This is a genomic window from Geodermatophilus marinus (assembly GCF_003428645.1).
In the GTDB taxonomy this organism is placed as follows: domain Bacteria; phylum Actinomycetota; class Actinomycetes; order Mycobacteriales; family Geodermatophilaceae; genus Geodermatophilus.
Window position 1 is genome coordinate 61926 of the sequence record NZ_QVQH01000019.1, and the last position, 24858, is coordinate 86783.

Genomic DNA, 24858 nt, shown 5'->3' on the forward strand with positions numbered 1-24858 from the left:
GGCGCGACACGCGCGCCCCCGGCCCGGATCCGTCAGGACGGGAGGGCGTTCAGCTTCCGGCTCTGGATCACCTGGTCGACCAGGCCGTACTCCTTGGCCTCCTCCGCGGTAAGGATCTTGTCACGGTCGATGTCGGTGCGGACCTGCTCGATGGACCGCCCGCTGTGCCGGGCCAGGATCTCCTCCATCTGGGTCCGCACCCGCTGGATCTCCGCGGCGTGGATCTCCAGGTCGGACACCTGCCCGCCGGCCTCACCGGAGGGCTGGTGGATGAGCACCCGGGAGTAGGGCAGCGCCAGCCGCTTGCCGGGGGTGCCGGCGGCGAGCAGGACGGCGGCGGCCGAGGCGGCCTGGCCCATGCACACGGTCTGGATGTCGGGCCGGACGAACATCATCGTGTCGTAGATGGCCATCAGCGAGGTGAAGGAGCCACCGGGCGAGTTGATGTAGATGGTGATGTCGCGGTCCGGGTCGGCCGACTCGAGCGTGATGAGCTGGGCCATCACGTCGTTGGCCGACGCGTCGTCGATCTGCACCCCGAGGAAGATGATGCGCTCCTCGAAGAGCTTGTTGTACGGGTTGGACTCCTTCATGCCGTAGCTCGTGCGCTCCACGAAGGAGGGCAGGATGTAGCGGCTGGAGGGCATCTGGAAGCTCATGGTCGGTCTCCTCCGAGCCGTCAGTTGTCGGTGACCGGGTTGGACTGGTCGGTCATGGTGGCGCGGGTGACCACGTGGTCGACGAAGCCGTACTCGAGGGCCTCCTGCGCGGTGAACCAGCGGTCGCGGTCGGAGTCGCGTTCGATCTGCTCGATGGGCTGCCCGGTGTGGAAGGACTGCAGCTCGTTGAGCTCGCGCTTGGTCCGCCGGAACAGGTCGGCCTGGATGGCGATGTCGGCCGCGGTGCCGCCGACGCCGGCCGAGGGCTGGTGCATCATGATCCGCGCGTGCGGCAGGGCGTAGCGCTTGCCCTTGGTGCCGGCGGTGAGCAGGAACTGGCCCATGGAGGCGGCCAGACCCATGCCGTAGGTGGCCACGTCGCAGTCGATGAACTGCATCGTGTCGTAGATGGCCATGCCGGCGCTGACCGAGCCGCCGGGCGAGTTGATGTACAGGTGGATGTCCTGCTTCGGGTCCTCGGCCGACAGCAGCAGCATCTGGGCGGCCAGCTGGTTGGCGATGGTGTCGTCGACCTGGGTGCCGAGGAAGATGATGCGCTCGCGCAGCAGGCGCTCGTAGACCGAGTCGTTGAGGTTCATCCCCCCGGCGGCGCCGCGCAGCAGGGGCGCGCTCGCCGGGTTCGGGTTGGTGCTCACGGGTGTGGTGACCTCCGTAGGACTGTGGGGCCGGTCGGTCTCGTCGGGTCTGGGGTGGTGCGGACCGGGGGCGCTCTCCGCCGGTCGCGGTAGCCGGTGCCCGCCGAGGTCTGCGTCGACCCTAACGCGCACCGCGGGGGCGGCAGTCCCGGTGCGGGCGGTGTTCGCCGTGGGCGCAGCCCGAGCCCGGGACGACGGACGCCGCCCACCCCCGGGAACGGGGGCGGGCGGCGTCCGGGCGTTCGGCCCCGTCCAGAGGCTCACCCCGGAGCTCGCTCGGGGTGGGGAGGACGGGGTCCTCGCTCAGCCCTTGGTGACGTCCTCGGTGTCCTCGGTGGCGCCCTCGGCGGCCTCGACGGCGACGGCGTCGACGACCTCGGCCTCGGGGCCCTCGTCGGCGGCGTCGTCCGCAACGGCGTCGTCCGCAACGGCCTCGTCCGCAGCGGCGTCGTCCTCGGCGGCCGGCGCCGCCGGGGCCTGCGCGGTCTTCGGCCGGAGGGCCTCGAGGTCGACGGGGTTGCCCGACGCGTCGGTGATCGTCGTCTGCTCCAGCAGCTGGGCCAGCGTCTTGGTGCGGCGGACGTCGGCGACGAACTCGGCGATGTTGCCGCCCTGCTGCAGCTGCTGCGCGTACTGCTCCGGGCTCATCCGGTTGCGCTGCGCCTGGGCGACGACCTGCGCGGAGAGGTCGTCATTGTCGACGGTGACCTCGCGGGCGTCGGCGATCGCGTCCAGGACGAACTGGGTCTTGACCGCCTCCTCGATGTTCTTGCGCTGGTCGGCGTCGTAGTCCTCGCGGCTGGCGACGTCGGACATCTTGAGGAAGGTGTCCCAGTCCATGCCGGCCTGGGCCAGCTGCTGCTCGAAGGCGTTGTTGCGCCACTCGACCTCGCGCTCGACCAGGGTCTCCGGCACGGGGACCTCGATCGTGGTGATCAGGTGCTCGACCAGCTTGTCGCGGGCCTGGGCGCCCTGCTGCAGCACCTTGGTGCGGCCGAGCCGGGTGCGCACGTCGTCGCGCAGCTCCTCCAGCGTGTCGAACTCGCTGGCGGTGGAGGCGAAGTCGTCGTCGAGCTCGGGCAGCTCCTTGGTCTTCACCGAGCGCACGGTGACGGTGACCTCGGCGGTCTCCCCCGCGTTGGGGCCCTGGAGCAGCGCGGTCTGGAAGGTCTTCGACTCCTCGGCCGACAGCCCGCGGACGGCGTCGTCCAGACCCTCCATGAGGGAGCCGGACCCGACCTCGTAGGACATGCCGGTGGTGGAGCCGTCCTCGAGCACCTCGCCGTCCAGCTTCGCCTCGAGGTCGATGGAGACGAAGTCGCCGTCCTCGACGGGGCGCTCGACGGCGGTGAGCATGGCGAACCGCTCCCGCATGACCGTGACCTGCTGGTCGATCTCCTCGTCGGTGACCTCGACGTCGTCGACGGTGACCGCGAGGGAGTCCAGGTCGGGCAGCTCCAGCTTGGGGGCGACGTCGACCTCGGCGGTGAAGGCCAGGGTGTCGTTGTCGTCGAGCCGGGTCACCTCGATGTCGGGCTGGCCCAGGACGCGCACCTGGTTCTCCCGCACGACCTCGGAGTAGACCTCCGGGATGGCGTGCTGGACGACCTGCTCGAGCACCAGCGGCCGGCCGATGCGGGTGTCGAGGACCCGGTTGGGCACCTTGCCGGGGCGGAAGCCGGGCACGCGCACCTGGCGGCCGAGCTCCTTGTAGACCTCACCGAAGGCGTGGTCCAGGTCCCCCCACGGCACCTCGATCGCCATCCGGACCCGCGTGGGGCCCAGTTCCTCGATGGTGCTCTTCACAGCGGCAGTGCTCCTCGGTCGGCGGTCAGACAGGGGAAGGAGGCGCCGCCGGGCAGGGCGGACGACGCCGGTCGACCCCCGAGTCTAGGCACCGCGGGGAGCGCCGGGGGGCGGCGGGAGGGGACGGACGGCTGGGCCTCCGGTCGGGGCCCCGATCGGGGCCGCGGTCGGGGTGGCGGTGTCGGGGTGGCGGGATTCGAACCCACGGCCCCCCGCTCCCAAAGCGGGTGCGCTACCAAGCTGCGCCACACCCCGTGGCGGTCCGAGTCTAGGCCCGCCGGTGGGGTGCCCCCTGGTCAGGCGCGGACGGCGGGCCGGCGATCGGCCCAGGGGGCGGCCTGCTCCAGCGCCGCGGCCACCCGCACCAGGACGTCCTCGCGGCCGGCCGCGGCGACCAGCTGCACGCCCACGGGCAGGCCGTCGTCGGTCCAGTGCAGCGGCAGGCTGATCGCCGGCTGCCCGGTGACGTTGAACTGCGCGGTGTACGGGATGAAGCTGTTGATCCGGCGACCCTCGTGCTCGGGCCCGTCGGCGGTGAACCAGCCCAGCTCGGGCGGCGGGGCGCCGACCGTCGGCGTCACCAGCAGGTCGAACCCCTGACCGCCGAGCTCCGGCGGCGCCCACCAGGTGGCCACCCGGCGCGTCCAGGAGCCCAGCCACATGCGGGCACCCAGGTACTCCTCCGCGGTCAGCTTGCGGCCGACGGCGCGGTACATGACGTTGCGGGGCTCGAGCTCCTCGTCGGCGACCTCCCGACCCAGGGTGAACCGCTCGAAGGCGCTGATGGTCAGCGCGGTGTCGGCGGCGATCGTGGTGGTGAAGAACCGCGGGAAGAGGGGGTCGAACATCGCGTCGGGGGTCCCCGGCTCGACGGCGCAGCCGAGCTCCTCGAGCAGCCGGCCGGTGCGCCCGACGGCAACCCGGCAGCTCGGGTGGTCGAGGTACTGCTCCCCCGGGTCGGCGTCGAGCAGGCCGACCCGCAGGCGGCCGACGGGCGCCCCGAGCTCCTCGACCAGCGGGCGCGGCAGCGGCGGGGCGACGTAGGGGTCGCCCGGCATCGGCCGGCCGATCACGTCCAGGACGGCGGCGGTGTCGCGCACCGTCCGCGTGACGACGCCGTCGATCGTGGCGCCGGCCCAGCTCTCGCCGACCTCGGGGCCCTGGCTGACCCGCGCCCGGGTGGGCTTGAGCCCGACCAGGCCGCACTCGCTGGCCGGGATGCGGATGGAGCCGCCGCCGTCGTTGGCGTGCGCCACCGGCACCAGCCCGGCCGCCACCGCCGCGGCCGAGCCACCGCTGGAGCCGCCGGTCGACCGGTCCAGGTCGTACGGGTTGCGGGCCGGACCCGTCGCCGGCGCCTCGGTGGTGACCGTCGTGCCGAACTCCGGGACGTTGGTGCGGCCCAGGGCCACCAGGCCGGCCGCCCGGAACAGCCGCGCCAGGTGGCTCCCGGTCGGCCACCGGACCCCGGCGTCGCGCAGGAAGGAGGTGCCGTAGTGGGTCTCCTCCCCCGCCACGTGGCAGCCGAGGTCCTTGAGCAGCATCGGCACGCCGCGGAACGGGCCGTCGGGCAGGTCGCCGTCGGCCTCGGCGCGGGCGGCGTCGAAGCGCTCGCGGATCACCGCGTTGAGCTGCGGGTTCAGCCGCTCGATGCGGGCGATCGCCGCCTCGACCAGCTCGCGCGGGCTGGCCTCCCCCGTGCGGACGAGCTCGGCCTGGGCGGTGGCGTCCAGCCAGGCGGTGTCGTCCGTCGATGCGGCGTCCTGCCCGGCGTCGGCCTGCTTCGTGGCGTCGGTCACGCGGCGGACCGTAGCAACGCCGTCCGACACCCGGCCGGTGCTCACCTCGACGACGGCCTTGTTGGCCGCAGCCTTCAGCGCCTGACCGGGGTCCACGTGCTGGCAGGCGCTACCCTCGACGCGGACGGTGGGCCCGGCGACCCCGGTCGACGACGCGCGCTGCTCCGCGGGTGTAGCTCAATGGCAGAGCCCCAGCCTTCCAAGCTGGCCATGCCGGTTCGATCCCGGTCACCCGCTCCACATCTGGACCAGCGGACCAGTCACTGCAGACGGGCGTCGTGGACGCGGAGTGCGACCTGGACCCGGTTGACCGCCTCGAGCTTGTGGAACAGCTGGACGACGTGACCTTTCACCGTGGCGACGGACAGGTGGAGCTCCCGGGCGATCTCGCCGTTGCTCAGCCCTCGTCCCACGGCCAGGGCGACGTCGCGCTCGCGGTCGGTGAGGGTCGCGAGGCGGCGCCGAGCGTCACGCATGTGCACGCGGTCGTCGTCGTCGTTCCGGAGCCGCGCGAGAACCGTGCGCGTCGCCGACGGGGAGAGCATCGGCTCCCCGTCGGCCACGCGGCGGATGGCGGACACGATGTCGGTCGGGGGCGTGTCCTTGAGCAGGAACCCGTCGGCACCCGCGCCCAGTGCCTCCAGGACGAGCGCGTCGGCATCGAAGGTGGTCAGGACGATGACCCGCGGTGGCTCCGGTCCGACCATCAGCGCGCGAGTGGCCTTCAGCCCGTCCATCCGCGGCATCCGGATGTCCATGAGCACGACGTGCGGTCGCAGGCGATCGGCCTCCACCAGCGCCTGCTGCCCGTCGCCGGCCTCCCCGACGACCCGCAGGCCGTCGTTCCCGTCGAGCATCAAGCGCAGCCCCGCACGAACCACACCGTCGTCGTCCACGACGAGGACCCGCGTCGGCGCCGGACCGCTCACGGCGACCACGGGACCCAGGCACGCACCACGAAGTCCGCTCCTTCACGACCGTGCTCGAGCCGGCCGCCCTGGAGCTGCACCCGCTCGGTCAGGCCGATGAGCCCGAGCCCCGCGCCGGGCGTGGAGGATCGACCGAAGCCCAGCGCGTTGCGCATGACGACCTCGACTCCGGTGGCCCGCGTCCCGGACAGCTCGATGTCCACGGCGGCCCCGGCAGCGTGCTTGCGGGCGTTCGTCAGACCCTCCTGGACGACCCGGTAGACGGTGCGGCCGACCCCCTCCGGGAGGTCCTCGCGCGCGAGGTCGTCGGTGCAGGCGATGCGTGTCCCCCCGCGGCGCTCCTCCTCGATCAGGTCGGCAAGGTCGAGGTACCGGGGCTGCGGCACGTGCCGCACCTCACCGGACCCGTCGCGCAGGACGCCGAGGACGCTGCGGAGATCGATAAGGGCCAGGTGCGCCGACTCGCGGATGAGCCCCGCGCTGTCGCGCATCTGCTCGCGGCTGAGGTCCGACCGGTAGGCCATCGCGCCGGCGTTCACCGAGATCTGCGAGATCCGATGAGCCAGGACGTCGTGCATCTCGCGCGCGATCCGGCTGCGCTCCTCCAGGCGCGCCCGCTCGGCGCGCAGGTCCCGCTCCTCCTCCGCGGCCTCGGCCCGACGGCGGAGGCTCCACAGCAGTTCACGTCGCGAGCCGATGTACATGCCCCAGCCCAGCGCGGCGAGGGTGAACACGGTGTTGAGGGCGGCACCCAGCCAGGGGGGATCGGTGCGCACCGAGGGGTTCAACGCCGTGTAGACCTCACCTCCGGCGACGGCCAGCACTCCGACGGCGGCGATCGGTGCCCACCGCCGGCCGGTGGCGAGCGACACGGTCGCCAGGATCGCGGGACCTGCCGCGAGCAAGCTGAGCGCAGCCAGCGCCGTCGTCCCGACCGCGACGGGCAGCGGCCACCGGCGCCGGACGAGCACCAGGGCGAACGCCACAGCGCCGAGCGCCACGTCGACGGCGCGGCCGGTTACCGACCGCTCGTCGACGACCTGCCACCACGATGCCAGGCTGAACGCGAGGGCGACGGCCAGCCGCCAGGCCTGGTCCCGGCGGCGCAGCGGCGGCCGCTCGACATCGGCGTAGCCGCTGCTCTGGCCCTGCACGGGCCCACCGTAGCCACGCGAGGTGGCGTGCCGGGACGGCCGGAGGGCGGTCCCCACCCCCTACCGAAGAACCCCCTCAGCGCCGACTCCCGTCCGATGTCAGCGGACGGGCGCACGCGGACGCTGGACACCATGATCGAAGTGAAGGGCCTGACCCGCACCTACGGCGGGTACACCGCCGTGGACGACATCAGCTTTCGCACCCGGCCCGGGAGCGTGACCGGGTTCCTGGGGCCGAACGGGGCCGGCAAGACCACCGCGATGCGCATCATGGTGGGCCTCACCGCCGCCACCCGTGGGGAAGCCACCATCGGCGGCCACCGCTACCACGACATCGTCAACCCCGGCCGCCACGTCGGTGTGCTGCTGGACGCCGGCGCGCAGCACGCCGGGCGCACCGGCCGCGAGATCCTCTCCCTCGGTGCGCGGATCATGGGCCTCCCGGTGTCCCGGGTCGACGAGATGCTCGACCTGGTGTCGCTCGACGACGACGAGGCGAAGCGGAAACTGCGCAACTACTCCCTCGGCATGAAGCAGCGGCTGGGCATCGCGCACGCCCTGCTCGGCGACCCCGAGGTCCTCGTCCTCGACGAGCCGGCCAACGGTCTCGACCCGGCGGGCATCCGGTGGATGCGGGACCTGCTCCGCGGCTACGCCCGTCGTGGGGGCACGGTGCTGCTGTCCAGCCACCTCCTGCACGAGGTCGAGCTCGTCGCCGACGACCTCGTCCTCATCGGACGCGGCAGGATCGTCGCCTCCGGCGACAGGGAGAGTCTCGCCTCCACCGATGCCGCCAGCACCCTCGCGCGCGCGCGAGACAACGACGAACTGGCCGCGGCCCTCGCCCGGGAGGGAATCACCGCGGTCCCCGAAGGCGCCGGACTGCGGGTCTCGGCCAGCACCGCCGACGTGAGCCGGGTCTCGGTCCAGCACTCGGTGATCCTCACCGACCTGCGCAGCGGCGCCAAGGGCCTCGAAGACCTCTTCCTCGACCTCACCTCCTCGGCCCAGCGGGAAGGCGCGGCCGCGCCCGGCTCCCTGGCAGCCCTCTCCACCTCGAACGGAAGCCCACGATGACCAGCACCCGTACCGACCACCAGCTCCTGCCCCGCCTCGACGTCGCCTCCACCCCTCGGATCCGCTTCTCGCGCCTGGTGTCCGTGGAGCTCCGGAAGGCCGTCGACACCCGCGCAGGACGGTGGCTCGTCGCTGCGATCCTCGCGATCACCGCAGCGAGCATGCTGCTCTTCTACGCGATCGGCGACGACGCCGACAGAACCTTCCCCGACTTCATCGGCTTCGCCGCGCAACCGCAGATGTTCCTCCTGCCCGTGCTGGGCATCCTGCTCATCACCAGCGAGTGGAGCCAGCGGACGGCCCTGGTCACCTTCACGCTCGCGCCGTCCCGCTCCACGGTGATCGGCGCCAAGGTCGTCGCGGCGATGCTGCTGGCGCTCCTGGCCTTCGCCGGAGCCCTCCTGCTCGCCGGCCTCGCCACCCTGGTCGCCGGGCGGGACGACGGCTTCGACGGCGTGAGCGTCGCGGTGCTCCTGCTCTTCCTCGCCGTGCAACTCCTGGGCGTCCTGCAGGGAGTCGCCTTCGGACTCCTGTGGCTCAGCACACCAGCGGCGATCGTCACCTTCTTCGTGCTGCCGACCGCATCGACGCTGGTCTTCACCACCGTCCCGGCGCTGGGCGACCTCGCCCCGTGGCTGGACCTCCAGACCGCCCAGAGCCCGCTGGTCAACGGCGACTTCACCCTCACCTGGGAGCAGCTCGCCCGGATCGGTGTCACCGCGCTCGTCTGGGTGGTGCTCCCCTTCGTCGCCGGGTGGCTGCGGGTAATGCGCGCGGAGATCAAGTAGGTGGCGACCGGGCGACGAAGGGTCGGGCCGTGATCGACGAGTGGCGGCAGCGCCGCGCGATGAAGCGGATCAGGCCCGGGGACGGGCGACCGCTGCCGCGCTTCCGGTGGTGGCAGCAGGTCAGCCGCTCCCTGTTCTCCCTCGAACTGCGCGGCGCCGACGGCCGTCGGATCGTCTACGCGGTCGACGTCCGGCACATGGGCGACCAGGACGGGCGGGTGCTGGCGCAGCTCTACCTCGACGGTCGGCACCACGCGACGTCGAAGGTCCCCGCCGCCTTCCCCGTCGAAGGCGGCGTGATCGAGGTGGCCGCGAGCATGTTCGGGCTCAAGCGCTGCCACTACGTCACGCAGGACGGCGGGGAGGCGCAGCTCGTCCCCGACCGGGCATCTGCCGCCGGGCGCCGCGCTCGACTCGGCCGCGACCACCCGGCCCTGAGCCGGCTCGTCGGCTCGGTCTCCGTGCTGCTGCTCGTCCTCGGCGTGGTCGTCGTCGCTCTCGAGCTTCTGGACGTCGTCGGCCGGATCCCGCCGGTGGTCGACCGCTACGGCGGCTTCCGCGCCCCGGTGCAGCCGCCGCTGTGGGTCACGGTCGCCGCCGGCCTCGGGGCGGTGTCGGCCAGCATCGAGCGGGGACTCCGGCTCCGCTACCACTGGCTGCTCGACGGCGCGGCGAGCTGAGGGCGCGACGTGAGCAACGGTTCCCAGCAGCCTGACGAACGGGCGCGGACGGACGGCGAGCCTGCGTCGGTGACGGCGGCCCGGCAGCTAGCGGCCGAGTCCCGTGCCGACCCGCCGCCTCGGCGTCGCATGTGGGAGCGCCACCGTCGGGAGGTCCGCCCCCCACGGGCAGTCCGGGCGTCGAGACGACTTCTCATCCCCCCACTCGGACGACCCGGGCCCGACCGCCCCTCCGTCCGGGCTCCGGGCCAGGGACCGGCGGTCGCCCGGCGGCAGCCGGGTCGACCCCGCTCGGCCGGTACCGGGCCGGACGAGCGTCCAGGAGAGAATGTCCAGCCACCCGCGGAGGACCACCCGTGAGGCCGCGGCGTCGGTCCAGGACCCCTCATGTCCCCGACGCGGCTCTCGGGCCCGTCGCCCTTCGATCGGAGGCACCCTGTTCACCCGTACGCGCCGCCGGCTTGCCGCGGCAATCATCCCGCTGGCCTTCGTCGCCTGCTCGACAGCGGCGGAGCCGGTCGCGCTGCCGACGGCATCCACCGCTCCGCCGTCTTCCGCACCGGCGGAGGCCCTGGCCGAGCATGCTCTCGCTGGGCTGGAGGCCCGGTTCGACGCGCGCTTGGGGGTGTACGCCGTCGACACCCGCTCCGGTCGCAGCATCGCCCACCGCGCCTACGAGAGGTTCGCCTACGCCTCGACGGTCAAGGTGCTCGCTGCGGCCGTCGTCCTGGACCGCACGACCCCCGCTGAACTGGCGCAGGCGGTGCCCTACGACTCCTCGGAGCTGGTCGCCCACTCCCCCGTGACCGAGGAGCGGCTCGCCGCGGGCATGACCCTGGGCGAGCTGGCAGAGGCGGCCCTCCGGCACAGCGACAACACCGCCGCCAACCTGCTGCTCGACCGGATCGGTGGACCTCAGGCCCTGGACGCCGCGCTGGCGGCGTTCGGCGACGACGTCACGACCGTCGTCCGGGACGAGCCGGAGCTCAACGACACCGCTCCCGGTGACGACCGCGACACCAGCACCCCGCGCGCGCTGGCCGCCGACCTGCGGGCGTTCGCGGTGGGCGACGCACTGGCCGAAGAGGACCGAGCTCAGCTCGTCGACTGGATGACCGGCAACGCCACCGGACGCGCCCTGGTGCGGGCCGGTGTGCCTGCGGACTGGCACGTCGCAGACAAGTCCGGCACTGCTGCTTACGGCACCCGCAACGACATTGCGGTCGTGTACCCGCCCGAGGGCGAGCCGATCGTCGTTGCGGTCATGTCCGACCGCGACCTCCCCGACGACGAGCACGATGACGCGCTCGTCGCCGAGCCCGCCCGGATCGTGGTCGAAGCACTGCGCTGACACTGCCTTCCCCCGGGCAGCGTCGACACGATCCGGACGCCGTCCGGGCGCCGGTCGTGCATGCGTCGGTAGACCTGCTGCGGACTTGCGTAGCTCTCACCGACGCGTACGTGCCGCCCTCGACGCGAGTCTGACGGCATGGCAGTGATCAGCCGTGTCGAGCAGTCGCCGAGGCGGACCAACTCTGGGAAGTCACCTCGCGCGCCCAGGAATCCGACGGGCTCAGCTCCCCGCTGCCTCCGGTCACCGTGATCGGCGTCCAAGCCCTGTGGACACCCGCCCCGCTCGTCGAGATCGAAGCCACAGCCGTCCTGGACTGATTCGCCGGGTCGTCAGCCTCGTACTCCGCGTACCGGAACCGGACGCGAGCACAGCGCTGGCGCATGCGTACCCCTCGTTCCGGGTCGTCCGTCACAGCGCGTGGAGGGCCAGCATCCCGACGACGCCGAGCCCCACGGCGGGCAGCAGCCAGCGGAGGACGGCGGCACCTTGACGCCTGAACCGTCCCAGCAGGACGAGCAGCAGGACAGCCACCGCGCCGAAGACGATCGCGTGACCGGCGTACCCCAGGATCACGCCGTAGGTCACCACGGCCTCGCACGCCCACACCGCCACCAGCAGGGCGGCTCCGAGGCCACGTTCACGACCGGCCGCCGTCCGCCACGAGTGACCGGCCGCGCCGAAGGCGATCCCGGCCACGAGCCCGGCCACCACCCACAGCAGGAGGGGAGGCCAGCCGACGCCGAAGCCTCGGAGCGCGGCGGTGAGGTTGTACCCGGCGACCTCTGCCTCGCACGTCAGGACGCCGAGGGCAGCTGCCGACCGACGTCCCCGGCCGGTCGCCCCGATCAGGAACGGGGCGACGACCCACGGACTCACCGCATTGGCCAGGCCGGCTAACGCCGATCCACCGAGCAGGGTCTGCGCCACGGAGGTGACCGACCCGATGACGAGGCCCACCCCGACGGCCAAGGCCACCCGCCGGTGTGCCGGCCACCGACTCGTGGACCGGCTCACCGTCCGTCCAGTCACCTGAGGTGTCCCACCCACCGTCGCGCTCCTCCACTCTTCCGGCATCCGCGGCAGCGTCGGCCGTCGCCGTGGCCCCACGCTCGCACCGGTGGCAGCACCTCCGCGTCGGTGGAAGCCACGTAGGTGCTCACGCCCGCATGGCGAGCATCCGCGCGACCGGGTCGACCTACGTAGCTTCTGCCGACGCGAAGCCGCCGCCGCCGTTGCGACCGTGGTGGCCCGACCACCCGATCGGCCGAGAGCCGGCCGCCGACGCGGCGTCGGAGACGGAGATCCACCATGGGACACATCACCGTCGGGGACGAGAACAGCACCCCGATCGAGCTCTACTACGAGGACCAGGGCGCCGGGCAGCCCGTCGTCCTGATCCACGGGTACCCGCTCGACGGCCACAGCTGGGAGCACCAGACCGGGCCGCTGCTCGCCGCCGGTCACCGCGTCATCACCTACGACCGCCGGGGCTTCGGCCGGTCGACGAAGGCGGGCTCCGGCTACGACTACGACACCTTCGCCGCCGACCTGGACACGCTGCTGGAGACCCTCGACCTGCACGACGTCGTCCTGGTCGGCTTCTCCATGGGCACCGGGGAGCTCGCCCGCTACGTCGCGCGGTACGGCTCCGCACGGGTCGCGAAGCTCGCCTTCCTCGCCTCGCTCGAGCCCTACCTGCCCGTCCGCGACGACAACGCCGACGGCGTGCCGCAGAAGGTGTTCGACGACATCGAGGCCACCGCGAAGCGAGACCGCTACGCCTGGTTCACCTCGTTCTTCGCCGACTTCTACAACCTCGACGAGAACCTGGGCAGCCGGATCAGCCACGACGCGGTCACCGCCAGCTGGAACGTCGCCGTCTCCAGCGCCCCCGTCGCGGCGCACGCCGTCGTCCCCGCCTGGCTCGAGGACTTCCGTGCCGACGTCGAGGCAGTCCGCGACAGCGGGAAGCCGGTCCTCGTCCTGCACGGCACCGCCGACCGCATCCTCCCCATCGACGCCACTGCGCGGCGCTTCCGGCAGGTTCTGCCCGACGCCCGCTACGTCGAGATCGACGGTGCCCCGCACGGGCTCCTCTGGACCCACGCCGACGACGTCAACGCCGCCCTGCGCTCCTTCCTCGACCTGCCCGCACCCGTGGGTCGGCGACTGATCCGCTCGACGAGGGGCCACGTCGCCAGAGGCGTGACCGGGACGCACTGAGGGGTCCGAGGAACGGTCGGCGCCCCGCCCGCCTGGGCGGGTGCCGGTTCCCCAAGCGCGCCGGTCGCCGCAGGTGCTGCGGTCAGGGCTGAGCAGGGCCGTGCGCGTGGGCGACCGCGCGGTCGCGGAGGGCGGCGTTCATCGCGGCGAACCCGGCCTCGGTGTCGTCGAGAACCCGACGCAGCACCGGGACGAGCAGCCCGCTGAACACCTCCTGCTGGACGAAGCGGGTACCGCCGTCCGCGCCGGGTTCCACGCGGAGTTCGTGCTCGCCGTCGAAGATCCCGCGCACTCCCGCAGTGCCGCGCCAGCGGATCAGCGCGCCGTCCTCGACCGCGAGCACGGTGGGCCGGAAGGTCATCGTCCGACGTCCGGGCCGGATGGTCACCGTCAGCCGCTCGCCGGCCGCCAGCCGTCCCGAGACGGTCATGAACGGGTTCCACTCGGGATAGCGGTCGGTCTGCGCGAGCACCTGCCAGACGGCGGCCGGGGACGCCGGGATGTCCACGGCGTGCGCGAGGGTGCGGTGCCCCATGGTCGGTCTCCTCTCCGCGTCCCGCGGTCGAGGTCCGGTCGCCCGGTTGGGCCGACCGAGCTGTCGTGCCACCACTCTCGCCTCGGGAGTGGCCCGGTCGCGTCGGTGGAATTCACGTAGATTCGCTCCCGGCAGGCCGGCACGAGTCGGCCGACCCCTCGGGGGGCGACCGCGGGCGGACTCGGCCCGGCATCCCCCCGTTGCACATCCCCTACCCTGGGCGCCAGGAGCACAGCCGGACCCGGCCGAGGAGCGACGCTGGCGGAACTCGTGGGCCGGGACGCCGAGTGCAGAGCGGTCGCTCAGCTCCTCGCCGGGGCTCGCGCCGGGCGCAGCGGCGTGCTCGTCGTCCGCGGCGAGGCGGGCATCGGGAAGAGCGCGCTGCTGGAGCACGCCGAGGGCACCGCCACGGCATCGGGTGTCCGGGTGGAGCGCGTCGTCGGCGTCGAGGCGGAGATGTATTTCGCCTTCTCCGGGTTGCACCAGCTCTGCGCGGCACTGGGGGACGGCGCGGGGGCGCTGCCCGAACCGCAGCAGGTTGCGCTGGGCGTGGCCTTCGGGCTGCGCGGCGGCCCGCCGCCGGACCGGTTCCTGGTCGGGCTGGCCACCTTGAACCTGCTGGCCGAGGCGGCCGAGGAGGGCCCGGTGCTGTGGCTCGTCGACGATGCCCAGTGGCTCGACCAGGCGTCCGCACAGGTCCTGGCATTCGTGGCCCGGCGGGTGGCGGCCGAGCGGGTGGCGCTGGTGTTCGCGCTGCGCGAACCCACCGATGGCGACGTGCGACCCTTCGCCGGACTGCCCGAGCTGCCCCTGGGCGGGCTCGCGGAGTCCGACGCGCGGACCCTTTTGGCGGCCCGGGTGCACGCACCGCTGGACGACCAGGTGCGCGACCGGATCATCGCCGAGGCGCGCGGAAATCCCCTGGCTCTGCTGGAGCTGCCCGGCGGCGCCCAGCCGGCCCGGCTGGCCGGCGGGTTCGAGACGCCGGACGTCGTCAGCGTCCCGCGGCGCATCGAGGAGTTCTACGGGCGCCGCTCGGGCAGCCTGCCCGCCGAGACGCAGCTGCTGCTGCTGGTCGCCGCGGCCGAGCCGACGGGTGATCTGGCGCTGCTGCAGCGCGCCACCGAGCACCTGGGCATCGCCCACGACGCCGCGCCCGCGGAGGCCGCCGGTCTGTTCGAGATCGACACCCGGGTGCGGTTCCGTCATCCCTTGGTGCGCTCGGCGGTGTACCGGGCGGCCGCACCGCCGGATCGCCGTCGCGCGCACGGCGCCCTCGCTGTCGCCACCGACCCGAGCGTCGAGCCCGATCGGCGGGCCTGGCACCGCGCGCAGTCCGTGTCGGGCACCGACGAGGAGGTGGCCGCGGAGCTAGAGCGTTCAGCCGAGCGGGCGCGCGCCCGCGGCGGATCTGCCGCCGCCGGCGCCTTCCTGCAGCGGGCAGCCGAGCTGACCCCCGAGCCCGCCCGCCGTGCCGGGCGCGCGTTGGAGGCCGCGCAGGTCAAGCACCAGGCCGGGGCGCAGGATGCCGCCCTCAAGCTGCTGACCGTGGCCGCGATCGGACCGCTGGACGCGCGGCAACGCGCCCGCGCGCAGCTGCTGCGCGCTCGGATCGACTTCCAGCTGACGCGCGGCGACGGCGTGGCCGGGATGCTCCTCGACGCCGCCCGGGCGCTCGCGCCGCTGGACGCAGCGCTGTCCCGGGAGACCTACCTGCACGCGCTCGACGCCGCGCTCGTCATCGGCAGCTCCGGTCGCGGTCACGGTGTGGTCGAGGTCGCCGAGTCCGCGCGCGCCGCGCCCGCGCCGCCGCCTTCGGCCGGAGCGGTCGACCTCCTGCTCGACGGGCTGGTCGCGACGTACACGCAGGGGTACGGCTCGGGCGTATCCGTTCTGCGCGGGGCGCTCGAGAGGTTGCGCGACCAGGGGACCGATGGGCTCGGCCGTTACGGGGACGACAGCTGGCTCTGGTTGGCCGGCCGGATCGCCGTGGCGTTGTACGACGACGAGCTGGCCCTCGTCCTGCTCGACCGTCACGTCCGGCTGGCCCGGGAGGCGGGCGCACTGGCGTCCCTACCAGCCGCACTCGACGCTCGGTCGGTCACCCTGCTGCTCAGCGGCGAGTTCGCCCACGCTGCCGAGCTGGCTGCCGAGGGCGCCGCACTCTCCCGCTCCACCGGGGCGCGTCCGCACCGCAACGCGCAGCTCGCCATCGCCGCGTGGCGCGGCCTGGAGGTCGAGACCCTGGAGCTGCACGCGTCGGCCGTCGACCGGGCCGACGGCAACCGGGACAGCGCCGAGGCCATGCTGGCGCACTACGGGTCGGCGGTGCTCCACAACGCCCTCGGCCGGTACCCGGCAGCCGAGAGAGCAGCGACCCACGCGTCGCTGTCCTCCAGGTTCACCATCAGCAACCTGGCCCTCCCCGAAGTCGTCGAGGCGGCGGTCCGGGCCGGCCGGCCCGAGCGCGCAACCGCCGCACTCGAAGAGCTCGGCGCTCGGGCGCGTGCCGCAGGCACCGCGTGGGCGCTGGGCCTGGCGGCGCGCTCTCGCGCCCTGGCGGGCACCGGTACGGCCGCCGACGACGACTACCGCGAGGCCGTCGAGCGACTCGGCAACTGCCGCATCGCCACCCACCTCGCCCGCACCCACCTCGTCTACGGCGAGTGGCTGCGTCGAGAAGGCCGCCGTCAGGACGCCCGTGAGCAGCTGAGGACCGCCCACCAGATGCTCTCGGACATGGGCGCTGAGGCGTTTGCCGGCCGCGCCGCCCGCGAGTTGCGCGCCACCGGAGAACACCCTCGCGCACGGAACACCCTGCTCACCGATGCGCTGACCGCCCAGGAACTGCACATCGCCCGGCTGGTGGCCACCGGCGCGACCTCGCGAGAGGTCGCGGCGCAACTGTTCCTCAGCCCGCGCACCATCGAGGCGCACCTGAGAAACATCTTCCGCAAGCTGGGCATCACCTCGCGCCGACAGCTCAGGAAGGTGCAGCTCCCCTGACGGGGTCAATCGAGGACGCCGATGGCCTCGATCTCGACGAGGATCCCAGGGCTCCACAGGGCCTGGATGCCGATGACGGTGAGGGGTGGCATCGGGGAGCCGAAACCGTCGGACCCCTGGGCGCGCGAGATGCCGGCCATGAGCGCGTCCGCCATCTCGGGTGCCCAGTCGACGACGTAGCAGGTCAGTCGTGCGATGTCCGCGACGTCGCCCCCTGCGCCTCTGACTCCGGTTGCGACGTTGTGAAGCGCTGAGTGGACCTGCCCCGCGAGGTCTGTCGCGGTCAGCTCGCCGGCCGGCGTCACCGCTACCTGTCCGGCGAGGAGCAGGATGCGGGACCCCGTCGCCAGGGCCACCGGCGCGTAGTCGCTCTGCTGGAGCAGGCCCTCGGGATGGCTGAGATGCACGGTCATCGTCGTCTCCTCTGCATCAACGGACTTGGGCACGTACGGCAGAGACGATCGGCGTCTCTCCTTCGTTCAGTTCCAGGATCTGCCGGCCGATCCGGGGCTCGTGCAGGAGTTCGGCCAGGGTCGCGGCAACGTCCTCGCGCGGGATCTCGCCGTGCAGTTGGGCCGGGCCGAGGGCGACCCTCCCGCTCCCTGGGCGATCGACGAGCAGCGAGGGTCGGAGGATCAGCCAGTCGAGGGCGCTCTCGCTGACCGCGACCTCCGTCAGCTTCTTCACCGCGAAGTAGTGCTCCTCGTGGTCGTCGAGTGCGCGCTCGCGCCAGGCCTCGGGGAGCACCGAGACCAGCGCGAAGCGCGGCACGCCGGCGAGGCGGGCGGCATCCAGCGCCGTGCGGACGCCCTCGCCGTCGACGGCGTCGGTGACCTCGCGTCGTCCCCCGTTCGAGCCGGCGGTGTACACCAGTGCCTCGATCCCCTCGAGCAGGGACGCCAGCGAATCTGCGGTCATGCCGCCGATGTCCCCGATGCGCACGTCGACGTGCCGCGACGCGAGCTCGGCTCGCTGGTCCTCCCGACGCACCAGTCCGGTGACGGCGTCTCCCCGGGCGGTCAGCTCCCCCGCCAGCAGACTCCCGACCGAACCACTGATACCGATGACGAACACCTTCATCACGCGCTCCTCGTCCTCGGACGTCAGCTCGCTGAGCCCACGGCCGGGCAGGCCGGGCAGGCCGGGCAGGCCGGGCACGGACGCTCGTAGGTCACGGCCCGATCCAGACGTCCGCGGCGATCACGACGGGGACGGAGACGAAGCTGGCGTAGAAGGCGAACGCCGACCTGAGCGATGCCACGGATGGCCCGGTGGCGGCGCGAGGCAGAGGAGTCCTCCGCGGTTGCGACATCGCCGCCGCTCGGAGTTCCTCCAGCGGACGGTGGGACAGCCAGCGTCCTCGGCCGGAATCGACGAGCACGGCCTGGGTCGCGGTGCAGCCCTTCGGACTCCCGTGGGCTCGCCGCTCCGGCGACCGCTCGAGCGGGCGTCTCGTGTCCATGCCGCCAGGTTCGACGAGGATGCACACGATTCGCGTCGGTAGGACCTCCGCAGGTCCCGGCTCGGACCTACCGACCTGTTGGCCGTGACCATCGGCGCGATCACGTCTCGGAGCCCCGGCCAGGCCACCACCTCGGCGGCAGGACGTCGGCCGAGCGGGTCGGGTCCAGGTGCTCGGTTACGGGCCGTCCGAGGGGACGGATCGTGGGTGGCCCCGTCGTCCGGGTCGTTCGTGGGGCGCGACGGGCCGGCGGTCCGGCCCGTGCTTCCTCCGCGAGCTGCCGGGCCGCCGTGACCGAGGCCGGCTCGTCGTTCATCTGCTGGTCGTCGACACGCTGACGGCGACCGCGGCGCTGGCCGCGGCGATCCCCGCCGAGGTCCGCGACACCGCCGAGCCGACCGCCGCGGGACCCCACGCGCCGCGTTCCAGCTCCTTGGCCGCGCCGCCGTCCGGCCCGTCCACGGCAGCGGCGGCCGTATCGAGGGCAACGATCCGCTCGCGGAGTGCAGCGCGATGATGGCCGCGGTCCGGGGATCGGGCTCTTGGCCGTCTTCCAGCGTCCGGCGTATGCGGGACCGGAGCAGCGCCTCCCGCTGGACGTCGGCGGCCGGCCACCTCGTGGTGCGGAAGACGCCGAGCCAGCGCGAGTCCTCCCGCCGCAGCAACCCGCGATCGACGAGCCGGTCGCGGACCACCTGCCACAAGTCGAGCCCCAGCGCGAGGAGAAGGGGCTGCACCCGCTGTGTCTCCTCCGCCACCGTGTCGAAGGCGGACTGCAGCAGCGGGTCCGGGAGCGGCCCCTCGCCGACGGCGGTGACACGCGGGCCGTTGACGATGCCGGTGTCGTCGACCTCCACCCGGCCGAGGAGGGCGAGCTCGGTGAGCAGCGCACCGCCGAGCGTGTAGTGCAGGGTCCCGGCGCCATGCACGGAGGCGCCGTCGTCGTCCATCAGCAGCAGCATCAGGTCGTCGACGATCAACGGTCCGGGCGCGGTCACCGGCGCGGCTCCCAGCGGAAGAACCTCGCGGCGAGCCAGACCGCCACGACGACCCAGCCCACGGTGGGCAGCAGCAGGCGCAGGGACTCGGTGACCGCCAGGCCGCCGTCCCAGGTCCCGACGACCAGTTCGGTGGCCGATCCGCCGGGCAGCGCGCGCTTGAGCCAGGTCAGGCTCTCGGTCCCGGCGATGCCGACCCAGCTGGCCACCCCGATGGTGCCGAGGGCGATCGGCAGGGTGGTGACCTGCGCCTTCTCGGGCGAGCCGGTCACGCCAGCCGTGGCCACCCCGAGGGCGAGCATCATCGCGAACGTCGCGACGACGGCAAGCGCGAGCACCAGGACGTCGGCCGGCGCCTGGCTGACCGCGGCGAACACCCCGAGGATCAGCGCGACCTGGACCACGGCGATCACGGTGACCGGGAGGACCAGACCGGAGAGGATCTCCCGGTCCGAGGCCGCGGTGGACCGCAGGCGCTTGAGGAACAAGGTCTGTCGGCGGGCGGCCAGCGTCGTCACGATCGTCGAGTAGAGGCTGAAGGCGCCGATCGTGAAGACGACGACCGCGGCGATGTAGCCGAGGCCGTACAGCTCGGCGAAGGTGTCGCGGCTGTAGACGAAGAAGGCACCGACCGCCAGCGGCATCAGCAGGCTGGTGATCAGGACGGCCCGGTTGCGCAGGATCTGGACCAGTTCGCTGCGGGCGAGGGTGAGCACAGTCGTGTCCCTTCGGGAGGATCAGGAGGTGGACGGCTCGGAGCCGACGGCACGGAAGACGTCGTCGAGCCGCGTGGGCGCCGCGGACAGCCCGAGCAGCTCGACGGCGTGGACGTCGGCCCAGTCGAGCAGTTTCTTGAGGTCGGCCTGCATGGTGAAGGTCTCGATCACATAGGTGCTCCCGGAGACCGGAGCCGAGTGCATCGGCGGCGTCGTCGCCCCCGGCGGGAGGGAGAACTGGATGGAGGCCGGCAAGGCCCGGGTCAGCTCGGACACCGTGCCCTGCTGGCGGAGGACGCCGCGGTGCATCAGCCCGATCCGGTCGGCCCGCTGCTGCGCCTCCTCCAGGTAGTGCGTGGTCAGCACGACCGTGGACCCGTCCTCCCGCAGCTGCTGCACGGCGTCCCAGAGGGCGTCGCGGGACTGGATGTCCAGCCCGGTGGTCGGCTCGTCGAGGAAGATCAGCTCCGGCCGGCCGTAGACCGCGGTGGCGAAGTCCAGCCGACGCTTCTCCCCGCCGGAGAGCTGGGATACCCGGGTGTCGGTCTTATGGGAGAGGTCGACGACCTTCAGCAGCCGGTCGACGTCGTCCGCCCGCCCGGAGAGCCGGCCGACGAGGCGCACGGACTCCGCGACGCTCAGGTCGTCGGAGAAGCCACTCTCCTGCAGCATGATGCCGGTCCTGGGGCGCACTGCGCGCCGGTCCGTCGGGCGCCGGCCGAAGACGCGCACCGTGCCCGACGACGCCGTCCGGTGCCCCTCGACCACCTCCAGGGCGGAGGTCTTGCCCGCTCCGTTCGTGCCGAGGAGGGCGTACAGCTCCCCCGGCTCGACCTGAAACGACAGGTCCTTGACGGCGTGGAAGTCGCCGTAGCGGACGTTCAGCTCGGCGACGTCGATGACGGGTGTGTCGGACATGCATCCATGGGACGACGCCGGGGCGGGGCCGCCCAGTGCCGTCCCGTCACTGTTCGGCGTGACGCAGCCGGGGCAGAGCGCATGACGCGGCGTCACTACCGACCGGACGTGCCGACGGGAAGGATGGTGCTATCTCCGCCCCCGTCAGGAAGCCGCCCGTGGACGCACGCAGCCAGCGATGGGCGACCGCCGAGTCGTCGCGACGTCGGTTCCGGACGCTCAACCTCACCCTGTTCCTGCCCCTGCTGTCCGCTGTCGGGGCGGTCCTGGTTGCCCGGCAGGCGCAGACGTGGCAGCAGGCCGGCGTGCTGGGGCTGGGGCTGGTCGCCGCGCTGGTCGCGTTCGAGCGGTGGACGGCGGGTGACATCGCCCGCGTTGCCGTCCCGTGCCTCGCCGTCGCGGGGGCGGTCTGGCCCTACGGGGTGCTGGCGTTGGACGGCGGGTGGGCAGCCGCGTACTACCCGGTCGCGCTCGCGGGCTCCCTCGTGGTGTCCCACCTTCCCCGGCACCGCGCTGCCGCGGCGGGCGGCCTGGTCGCCTACGTGGCGGCGGTGGGCGTGCTCGGGTTCCTGACCGGCTCCGCCGGCGGTGCCGACGACCTGATCGACCTCGTGCTCTTCCCGGCCGGCTTCACGGCGGTCGTCACCGGGCTGATGTTCCCCAACAAGCGCTTCTACGACGTCGTGGCCGACATGGAGGCCGAGCACGACCGCGAGGCCGAGCTCGCGGTGACGCGCGAGCGGATGCGGTTCGCCGGCGATCTGCACGACATCCAGGGCCACACCCTGCACGTGGTGAAGCTGAAGGTCGCGCTGGCCCAGCGGCTGCTGCGCAGCGAGCCCGAGCGCGCGGAGCAGGAGCTGCGCGAGATCCACGCGCTGGTCGGCGACACGATCGAGCAGACCAGAGAACTGGCCTACGGCCGCCGGAAGCTCAACATCACCGCGGAGCTGGAGAACGCGAAGAACCTGCTGGAGGCGGCGGGCATCCGAGTCCGCGTGACGTGCGACGCCGCGGCCGCCCGGGCGGACGAGCTCCTCGCGCAAGTGCTCCGGGAGACCACGACCAACATCCTCCGGCACTCGCGGGCCACCCTCGTCCGCATCTCGCTCTCGGCGGACAGCCTCACCGTCCTGAACGACGGGGTCGACGGGCAGGGCCCGCCGGAGGAGCGCGGGCTGGCCGACCTCGGGCGCCGGCTCGCGGCCGGCGGGGGCGCGCTCACCGTCGAGCGCGCGGACGGCTGGTTCCGGACGGCGGCGACCTCCCCCGCAGCGCCGGCCCCCGGTGATCGGGTGGCGGCGGGCGAGGCAGGCCGGTGATCACGGTCGTCCTGGCCGACGACGAGGTGCTGCTCCGGAGCGCGCTCGCCTCGCTTCTCCCCCTCGAGGGCGACATTACGGTGCTGGCCGAGGCGTCCGACGGCGCCGAGGCGGTGCAGGCCACGCTGGCGCACCGGCCCGACGTGCTGGTCGTCGACCTCGAGATGCCCGGCGTCGACGGCCTGGCGGCTGTCGCCGACATCCGGCGAGTGCTGCCCGGGCAGGTCGTCCTCATGCTCACCAGGCACGCCCGGCCAGGCGTGCTCCGCAGCGCGCTGCGACTCGGCGTCCAGGGGTTCGCCAGCAAGGCGGCCGAACCCGCGCACATCGCCTCGGTCATCGCGGCACTGCACGACGGCCGGAGGTGGATCGACCAGGACGTCTCGGCCGCTGCGATCGTCGACGACAGCCCGTTGACCGACCGGGAGGTCGACGTGCTGCGGGTGACCCGCGAGGGCTACTCGGTCGCCGAGATCGCGACCCGTCTGCACCTCGCGCCTGGGACGGTACGCAACTACCTGTCCAGCGCCATGCAGAAGACCCAGACCCGCACCCGCCACGAGGCGGCTCGCTACGCCCGTGAGCACGACTGGCTGTAAATGCCCTCCCCACGGAGGAAGCGCGACCTCGTGCAGGCAACTGCCCCCACCACCTGTGGCGCTCAGGCACGTTGAAGGCACGGCCTACGCTCGGCTGGGCACTGACCAGCCATGACGTCGCGTCGAGACCCAGGCTTCCAAGCTGACTACGCGGGTTCGATTCCCGTCACCCGCTCCATTGCGATGTCGCGGGGCACCGTTCAGGTGTCCCGCGACACCGTTGCTTCTGCACGGTTCGCATTGTCGGCGCGGCTCTCGTCCCTCCGGCGACTGAGAGTCTCCGTCAGACTCGGGCGGTTCATTCACGACTACGCCGGCCGCCTCGCGCTTCCACAGAACCGGCTCCACGGCAACCGGCGCTCGCGCTGTGGCAGGCACCGCTGTCGTGAAGACAGCTACGGCCGGTCGCGTTCCATTCTCAACAGCGATGTTCCAGCACACTGGGGCTGGTGTGTGCTCGACCGACATGGGCAGGAGCTGTGTCGCCATGACCCATGATCCGCTGGATGACGAACGCAGGTGGGCCGCGGACAAGCGCGATTTCGTCGCCGATCGCCGTGATGACATCGCTGCGGAGCGGGACAGTGTCGCGGACGCCAGGGATGCTGCGGCCGATGAACGCGACCGGCTTGCCGACGTGCGGGCGGCCTTGCTGGACGAACGTGAGCGACGCGGCGACGCTCGCGCCGCCGTCCAGGGTATTCCTCTGGACGGCCCCGCTGCCGAGCCTGGTGAGCCCGTATGGCAGCGAGATGATGGCCGACGTTCGCGCCGCCGGGCGGCTCGGGAACGGGAGGACCGTCGTGCCGAACGGGACGCCGCGGCGGCAGCGCGGGGCGAGGCGGCGACGCGACGGGAGGCCGCCCAGCCGACCACTCTGCTCGCGATGGTCTTTGCCGAGATCGCCGAGCATCTCTACGCGGCCGACAACGTCGCCGACGTCCTTCTCAAGGTCGCAGAAGCTGCCGTGTCCACCGTGGCGGGCTGTCGGATGGCCAGCATCACCCTCAGCGAAGGTGGTGCGTTGCGCACCGTGGCGTCGACCGACCCTGCCGCCAGCGCCACCGACGACGCCCAGTACCAGGCCGGCCAAGGGCCCTGCCTGACCGCCATCGACGAACCGGTTGTCTACGCGCCGTCGTTTCCCGATGGGCGCTGGCCCGAGCTCGCGTCCCGCCCACTCGACTTCGGCGTGCAGTCCACAGTTTCCTACCGCCTGGCCGGGGCGCACGCCACCGCGCCCAGTCCCCTCGCCGGATCCATGAATCTCTACGCCGTCACGGCGGACGCGTTCGGCGACGACGCGCGCACGATCGGACTCGTTCTGGCCGCCCACGCCTCCGTGGCCGCCCGGGCGGTCCACGACCGCGTCACCCTCGAAGAACTGGGACAGCACCTGCAGGTGGCTCTGTCCTCCCGAGACGTGATCGGGCAAGCCAAGGGCATCATGATGGAACGGCTCAAGATCACGCCGGAAGCCGCGTTCGACCAGCTGCGGCGCTCCTCCCAGCGGCTCAACCAGAAGCTGCGCGACGTGGCCGCACGACTCACGGAGACCGGCGAGATCGACGACGCGGGCACCACGAGACGCTGACCGGCCGCGTCGTGCCGGCCAGGGGATGACCCTGGACAGGGACCACCGTCACGAGAATCACGACTGGCCCCACCGCGGACCCCCCCGGTGTAGCCATGCTCCCCGCCAGAATCGTCGCCTAGCGCGTGGGCGAGCTCGACGCACCGTTCGCGTGTGCATGTGCACCTGCGCACGTGGATCCGACGCGGTTGCTGCATCCGCCGGCGCGACAGCTTTCCTCGGGGGTAGCGCACCGTCGCCGCTGTCGAGCGCGGTGGTCCGTCCGTCGGCTGTTCGACCGAACACCTGGCCTGGGATCACGGAGATCACGGATGACGCGTCCGCCAGCCTGGTTCGGAGGGCGGTCGTCCATCGACGGCGAGCGAGCCGGTCCCCTGCCGGTCCCGCGTCATGCCGCGCCCCGTGGCCGCGAGTCGGGCAGGGTGCCCCACAACTACGCAGGGGGCCAGGGTCGGGCGGGACTGCTGCACGAGTAGGTGACATCTGATCTGTGGTGCCGAGAGGCGCCGCTGGAAGGATGCTCACCGTGCCCAAGCCCTACCCCAAGGAGTTCCGCGACGACGTCGTGAACGTCGCTCGCAAC

At 72.7% G+C, this 24858-nt stretch carries 22 protein-coding genes, 2 tRNA genes and 1 pseudogene; 10 read left to right on the forward strand and 15 right to left on the reverse strand.

Annotated elements, in window-relative coordinates:
* Positions 1-32: 32 nt before the first annotated feature.
* From D0Z06_RS18290 to D0Z06_RS18310, 5 genes are all read right to left on the reverse strand, one after another.
* Complete coding sequence (locus D0Z06_RS18290; RefSeq protein ID WP_117378981.1) at positions 33-659, reverse strand: ATP-dependent Clp protease proteolytic subunit; 627 nt, start codon at positions 657-659, stop codon at positions 33-35.
* Positions 660-679: 20 nt separating this feature from the next.
* On the reverse strand, positions 680-1315 hold the full coding sequence (locus D0Z06_RS18295; protein ID WP_458339536.1) for an ATP-dependent Clp protease proteolytic subunit: 636 nt from the start codon (positions 1313-1315) through the stop codon (positions 680-682).
* A 303-nt stretch (positions 1316-1618) separates the two neighbouring features.
* Positions 1619-3121: a trigger factor gene (gene tig, locus D0Z06_RS18300; protein ID WP_117378982.1), complete on the reverse strand. Its 1503-nt coding sequence runs from the start codon at positions 3119-3121 to the stop codon at positions 1619-1621.
* Between the two features lie 181 nt (positions 3122-3302).
* Positions 3303-3376 (reverse strand) — tRNA-Pro (locus D0Z06_RS18305).
* Between the two features lie 41 nt (positions 3377-3417).
* Positions 3418-5016, reverse strand: a complete 1599-nt coding sequence (locus tag D0Z06_RS18310) for an amidase (protein WP_233517791.1) — start codon at positions 5014-5016, stop codon at positions 3418-3420.
* A 70-nt stretch (positions 5017-5086) separates the two neighbouring features.
* Here D0Z06_RS18310 and D0Z06_RS18315 point away from each other — a divergent pair.
* Positions 5087-5160 (forward strand) — tRNA-Gly (locus D0Z06_RS18315).
* A 20-nt stretch (positions 5161-5180) separates the two neighbouring features.
* Here D0Z06_RS18315 and D0Z06_RS18320 read toward each other — a convergent pair.
* The gene (locus D0Z06_RS18320; RefSeq protein WP_233517792.1) at positions 5181-5849 is read right to left on the reverse strand and encodes a response regulator; all 669 of its coding nucleotides are present in this window, start codon (positions 5847-5849) and stop codon (positions 5181-5183) included.
* Positions 5846-7003, reverse strand: coding sequence for a sensor histidine kinase (locus tag D0Z06_RS18325; RefSeq protein WP_199522403.1), 1158 nt, complete (start codon positions 7001-7003; stop codon positions 5846-5848). Before D0Z06_RS18325 ends, D0Z06_RS18320 begins: the two co-directional genes overlap by 4 nt.
* 132 nt (positions 7004-7135) lie before the next feature.
* Between D0Z06_RS18325 and D0Z06_RS18330 the strand changes: the two genes are divergently transcribed.
* The 4 genes from D0Z06_RS18330 (at position 7136) to bla (ending at position 10899) form a co-directional block, all read left to right on the forward strand.
* The gene (locus D0Z06_RS18330) at positions 7136-8080 is read left to right on the forward strand and encodes an ATP-binding cassette domain-containing protein (protein WP_117379008.1); all 945 of its coding nucleotides are present in this window, start codon (positions 7136-7138) and stop codon (positions 8078-8080) included.
* A complete protein-coding gene (locus D0Z06_RS18335) occupies positions 8077-8868 on the forward strand; it encodes an ABC transporter permease (RefSeq protein WP_117378983.1) in 792 nt (263 codons plus the stop codon). Before D0Z06_RS18330 ends, D0Z06_RS18335 begins: the two co-directional genes overlap by 4 nt.
* A 29-nt stretch (positions 8869-8897) precedes the next feature.
* The gene (locus tag D0Z06_RS18340) at positions 8898-9548 is read left to right on the forward strand and encodes a hypothetical protein (protein ID WP_117378984.1); all 651 of its coding nucleotides are present in this window, start codon (positions 8898-8900) and stop codon (positions 9546-9548) included.
* Positions 9549-9984: 436 nt separating this feature from the next.
* Positions 9985-10899, forward strand: a complete 915-nt coding sequence (gene bla, locus D0Z06_RS18345; RefSeq protein WP_370453373.1) for a class A beta-lactamase — start codon at positions 9985-9987, stop codon at positions 10897-10899.
* 411 nt (positions 10900-11310) lie between these two features.
* On the opposite strand, the gene D0Z06_RS18355 is transcribed toward bla, so the two are convergent.
* Positions 11311-11976, reverse strand: coding sequence for a DUF6518 family protein (locus tag D0Z06_RS18355; RefSeq protein ID WP_255419356.1), 666 nt, complete (start codon positions 11974-11976; stop codon positions 11311-11313).
* Between the two features lie 234 nt (positions 11977-12210).
* Here D0Z06_RS18355 and D0Z06_RS18360 point away from each other — a divergent pair, with 234 nt between their 5' ends.
* Positions 12211-13125 (forward strand): alpha/beta fold hydrolase, encoded by a 915-nt coding sequence (locus D0Z06_RS18360; RefSeq protein ID WP_117378987.1) that lies wholly within the window; start codon positions 12211-12213, stop codon positions 13123-13125.
* Between the two features lie 82 nt (positions 13126-13207).
* Here the strand turns inward: D0Z06_RS18360 and D0Z06_RS18365 are convergent, their stop codons facing one another.
* Complete coding sequence (locus D0Z06_RS18365; protein WP_117378988.1) at positions 13208-13660, reverse strand: SRPBCC domain-containing protein; 453 nt, start codon at positions 13658-13660, stop codon at positions 13208-13210.
* Positions 13661-13930: 270 nt separating this feature from the next.
* Between D0Z06_RS18365 and D0Z06_RS18370 the strand changes: the two genes are divergently transcribed.
* Complete coding sequence (locus D0Z06_RS18370; RefSeq protein WP_117378989.1) at positions 13931-16666, forward strand: ATP-binding protein; 2736 nt, start codon at positions 13931-13933, stop codon at positions 16664-16666.
* Positions 16667-16671: 5 nt separating this feature from the next.
* Here the strand turns inward: D0Z06_RS18370 and D0Z06_RS18375 are convergent, their stop codons facing one another.
* The 6 genes and pseudogenes from D0Z06_RS18375 to D0Z06_RS18395 form a co-directional block, all read right to left on the reverse strand.
* Positions 16672-17079, reverse strand: coding sequence for a RidA family protein (locus D0Z06_RS18375; protein WP_117378990.1), 408 nt, complete (start codon positions 17077-17079; stop codon positions 16672-16674).
* A 16-nt stretch (positions 17080-17095) separates the two neighbouring features.
* The gene (locus D0Z06_RS18380; protein WP_233517793.1) at positions 17096-17824 is read right to left on the reverse strand and encodes an NAD(P)H-binding protein; all 729 of its coding nucleotides are present in this window, start codon (positions 17822-17824) and stop codon (positions 17096-17098) included.
* Between the two features lie 616 nt (positions 17825-18440).
* The gene (locus D0Z06_RS26465) at positions 18441-18590 is read right to left on the reverse strand and encodes a hypothetical protein (protein ID WP_233517794.1); all 150 of its coding nucleotides are present in this window, start codon (positions 18588-18590) and stop codon (positions 18441-18443) included.
* Between the two features lie 17 nt (positions 18591-18607).
* A pseudogene (locus D0Z06_RS27195) lies at positions 18608-19090 on the reverse strand (GOLPH3/VPS74 family protein); the annotation flags it as partial.
* A gap of 32 nt (positions 19091-19122) precedes the next feature.
* On the reverse strand, positions 19123-19842 hold the full coding sequence (locus tag D0Z06_RS18390; protein WP_117378991.1) for an ABC transporter permease: 720 nt from the start codon (positions 19840-19842) through the stop codon (positions 19123-19125).
* 21 nt (positions 19843-19863) lie between these two features.
* On the reverse strand, positions 19864-20760 hold the full coding sequence (locus D0Z06_RS18395; protein WP_117378992.1) for an ABC transporter ATP-binding protein: 897 nt from the start codon (positions 20758-20760) through the stop codon (positions 19864-19866).
* A 158-nt stretch (positions 20761-20918) separates the two neighbouring features.
* Here D0Z06_RS18395 and D0Z06_RS18400 point away from each other — a divergent pair, with 158 nt between their 5' ends.
* From D0Z06_RS18400 to D0Z06_RS18410, 3 genes are all read left to right on the forward strand, one after another.
* On the forward strand, positions 20919-22082 hold the full coding sequence (locus tag D0Z06_RS18400; RefSeq protein WP_117378993.1) for a sensor histidine kinase: 1164 nt from the start codon (positions 20919-20921) through the stop codon (positions 22080-22082).
* Entirely contained in the window at positions 22079-22681 is a 603-nt protein-coding gene (locus tag D0Z06_RS18405) for a response regulator transcription factor (protein WP_117378994.1), read from the forward strand. The genes D0Z06_RS18400 and D0Z06_RS18405 overlap by 4 nt, the downstream gene beginning before the upstream one ends.
* 487 nt (positions 22682-23168) lie before the next feature.
* Positions 23169-24275, forward strand: a complete 1107-nt coding sequence (locus D0Z06_RS18410) for an ANTAR domain-containing protein (RefSeq protein WP_158580029.1) — start codon at positions 23169-23171, stop codon at positions 24273-24275.
* The last annotated feature ends 583 nt before the right edge of the window (positions 24276-24858 follow it).

Coding starts and splice junctions, on each gene's coding strand:
- D0Z06_RS18290 (WP_117378981.1), bottom strand. CDS start 659: ATGAGCTTCCAGATGCCCTCCAGCCGCTACATCCTGCCCTCCTTCGTG.
- D0Z06_RS18330 (WP_117379008.1), top strand. CDS start 7,136: ATGATCGAAGTGAAGGGCCTGACCCGCACCTACGGCGGGTACACCGCC.
- D0Z06_RS18335 (WP_117378983.1), top strand. CDS start 8,077: ATGACCAGCACCCGTACCGACCACCAGCTCCTGCCCCGCCTCGACGTC.
- D0Z06_RS18355 (WP_255419356.1), bottom strand. CDS start 11,976: ATGCCGGAAGAGTGGAGGAGCGCGACGGTGGGTGGGACACCTCAGGTG.
- D0Z06_RS18360 (WP_117378987.1), top strand. CDS start 12,211: ATGGGACACATCACCGTCGGGGACGAGAACAGCACCCCGATCGAGCTC.
- D0Z06_RS18365 (WP_117378988.1), bottom strand. CDS start 13,660: ATGGGGCACCGCACCCTCGCGCACGCCGTGGACATCCCGGCGTCCCCG.
- D0Z06_RS18375 (WP_117378990.1), bottom strand. CDS start 17,079: ATGACCGTGCATCTCAGCCATCCCGAGGGCCTGCTCCAGCAGAGCGAC.
- D0Z06_RS18395 (WP_117378992.1), bottom strand. CDS start 20,760: ATGTCCGACACACCCGTCATCGACGTCGCCGAGCTGAACGTCCGCTAC.
- D0Z06_RS18410 (WP_158580029.1), top strand. CDS start 23,169: ATGACCCATGATCCGCTGGATGACGAACGCAGGTGGGCCGCGGACAAG.